The organism is Arthrobacter sp. HMWF013, assembly GCF_003061105.1.
GTDB lineage: Bacteria > Actinomycetota > Actinomycetes > Actinomycetales > Micrococcaceae > Arthrobacter.
The window spans coordinates 807-3910 of the sequence record NZ_QAIQ01000377.1 but is presented as its reverse complement, the minus strand read 5'-3'; the positions used below and the strand labels follow the sequence as shown (position 1 = coordinate 3910).

Here is a 3104-nt window from a genome sequence, read left to right as displayed (position 1 = left end):
TGCGCTTGGCCGGGAGCCACGCCCACGACCGTCGCCCTGTCGCCAGAACATAGAGGCCAGTCAGTGCAGCCGTGATGGCCAGGAAGATGAGGGCGCCCCCAATGCCTCCGCCGATAGCCCCGATCACCATAAACAGTGCCGTAATGCCCCCGACAATAAGGGTGGAAGAGCGGGGTTTCCGCGGCGGTCTCGCTGCCGGCCCCGAAGCGTACGCAGATGAACCCAGAAGGGTTTCAAAGTCCGACAAATTTTCCCCCAAAAAAATAAAGGCCCGGCAATCAGCCGGGCCTTTTCTCCGTCGACAATTGTTTCTCCCGGCAGTCTATTTATAAGAAGCCTGGCGGATGCTAGATTTGTGGGATCTTTGGGTAAGGCTGAGTATTCCTTGATCCGATCTTGAGCCTGCATTCCAAAAAGCGGCACCACACGGTCATAATTGTGAAGTTTGAAGGTGCCGGCTATCAGGCTGGCTCCTGCTGCGCTGATGTGCCGGGGTCACGTGGCGCCCCGTTCTCCCCCGCCTTCGACAGCGTGAATATCCCGTAGCGCATTGCACCGGTGCGGTAGGCCAGGATCAGGCGGGGGAAGCTCAGAATGAAAATGCGGTTGCGTGCGCCAAGGGCGAGGCGACGGGTCTCGGGATCAACGAGCAGGGCCTTCACCAGCAGACGGGCGCAGATGGACCATGTGCGCGCGACGCGGCGGCTGACATCCTCATAGCCATCTATGGCAAAGCCCGCCTCAACAGCCATCGCCTCATACTCCCCGCGCGTGCCCATCGAGGGCAGGCGCCCTTCGCGGCAGATCGGCTCGAGCAGGTGGCGAACCGTCCAACCGCTGGCATCAGTCTCGGCGAGCCACGCGCAGACGACGAAGCGGCCGCCCGGCGACAGCACGCGATGCGCCTCGGCGAAGAACCTCGGCTTGTCGACCATGTGCTCGCTCGACTCAATCGCCCACGCGGCGGTGGCCAAGGCATCGGGCAGCCCGTTGACCAGCCAGTCGCGGAGCTGGATGTCCACATCGGGTACGGGATGCGCGGCGGCATAGTGGGCCTGCTCAGCGGAGAGCGTGACGCCGGTAACCCGGACCCTGCGTGTCACCGCGAGCTGCCTTGCGGTGGAACCATAGCCGCAGCCGATGTCGACGCACGCCTCGCCTGGCATAAGGCGCAACCGATCACCGACGGTGTCGGCTAGCGCCTCGACGGCCTCCGCGGGCGTCTCGCGACCCGTCGCCCAAAGCCCGTGATGGACATGCTCACCCCACACCCGACGATAGATCGGATCGAGCTCGTCGTAGTGGTCCGCGACCGCCGCGGCGTTCTGGGAAATATTGGGGACGATCACGCCATCAGTCCTTACGACTAAGTGATGGTGTATCCGTTTGGGTTCAGGTTGATGATGCCGCCCTGATAGTTCTGGGCCACGCCTCCATTGGCTGTGGCGTATTCCTCGCTGGTGGGGTAGCCGAGGCGGCCTGTCTCATACCCGGTGGAGGCCCAGATGGTTCGGATGCCGCCAACGGAGAGGTGCGCCCCTGATGCCGGCGAGTACATGATCGCGCCGCCCTGGTAGTTCTGGAACACCCCGCCGTCCCTGAGCCCGCCCACTTCGTCGCTGACCGGGTATCCGAGCCTGCCGTTTTCGTACCCGGTCTCGGCCCACCTGCCACGGATCGCCCCCACAGAAATGTGGGCCCCGGTTGCGGGCGAGTACATGATCGTGCCGCCCTGGTAGTTCTGGAACACCCCGCCGTCCCTGAGCCCGCCCACTTCATCGGTGACCGGATATCCGAGCCTGCCGTTTTCGAACCCTGTCTCCGCCCACTTGCCACGGATCGCCCCCAGGGAGACGTGCGCCCCTGTGGCTGGCGAGTAAAGGATGCAGCCGCGTTGAAAGCACTGGAACCCGCCGTTGTCCTTGAGGCCGTACACCTCTGCCGTGGTGGCTGCCCCCAGGGCACCATTCAGCGACGCTGCCTTAACCGCAATGGGACTCGTAGTCGACGTATCGGGCGGCGGCGGGGTGCCCGGACCGGGGTTTCCTCCCCCGCCCGCTGCTCCTATTTGACGCGGGTCAAAAGTGGTATCCACAAGCAGCCGGGGGCTGAAAGCATCGGCAATTCGCTGCCAGGAAACAAGCTTGTGATTTTGGTTGCCACTGTTGCCGTTGCCCGCGTTGGTGTTGTTGTGGTCCTGGCTGGTGAAAAGTCCAGCGGGATAGGAAGGTCCGAGCGGGAAATTGTTGACATCGATCCCGTCTTGACCATTAACACCGTCGACGCCGCCTCCATCGGTGATCTTGAAGGAGCCGACATAGGCGTTATCTCCGCGGTTGTAGATCACGAAGTTGGATCCACCCTGGCTCGACACGATCAGATAGCCGGCCCCCTGCCGGCCATAATAGATGGCGGTGTTCTTGACGTTCTCCACTATTCGTCCGCCGGTTGCCACGGTACGGTCCACGAGTGACCGGGTTGACCCGTCCCCCGGCTCAGCCCCGTACCGCCACACGCCAACTTTCTCCTCGGACACATAGACGCGCTGCAGCTCATCATCTGCAGAAATACCTTCTGAGCTGTCGCCGTTGTCGAAAGAACGCACGGCAGTCCCTCGAACCGATCCAGTGGAGCCGTTCAGTTCAAACTGGGAAATCACATTCGTATTGAAGTCATGCACAAAGGCGTAATACTTCCCGGAGACCGGTGAATGGTACATTCCGAAGCCGCGGGGCCTGCCTGGAGTGCTGATGCGCCCCACCTCTGTCAGGGACCGATCTGCGACGTTCACCTTGTAGAACCGGACGCCGGTCGACTCCACATTCCTCTCCGTCACCCCGACGAGGGCGATGCGCTCAGCCCCCAACGGAAAGTTGTAGCGGAGATCAACGTTGTTCATACTGCCGTGCAGGTAGAAATGTAGCTGGCGCCCCGCCAGGTCGTAGACCCCTACGCCTCCGGTAGTTAATTTGTCCGTACCGATCACCACGCTCTGCGACGGATCCGTGGGATGTATCCAGACCGCGGTGTCGTCCGCCGCGTCACCGGAGCTCGGAACGGATGCTGTCTCCGCCGACGGAATCACGAGGACGTCCGCGGCATGC

General features: G+C 62.4%; 2 protein-coding genes. Both read right to left on the bottom strand.

Annotated elements, in window-relative coordinates:
- Positions 1-461: 461 nt before the first annotated feature.
- Positions 462-1349 (bottom strand): class I SAM-dependent methyltransferase, encoded by an 888-nt coding sequence (locus DBR22_RS13970; protein WP_108599512.1) that lies wholly within the window; start codon positions 1347-1349, stop codon positions 462-464.
- Between the two features lie 17 nt (positions 1350-1366).
- Positions 1367-3104 (bottom strand): phytase (locus DBR22_RS24150; RefSeq protein ID WP_219928123.1); only part of this gene is annotated, 1738 nt, incomplete at its 5' end.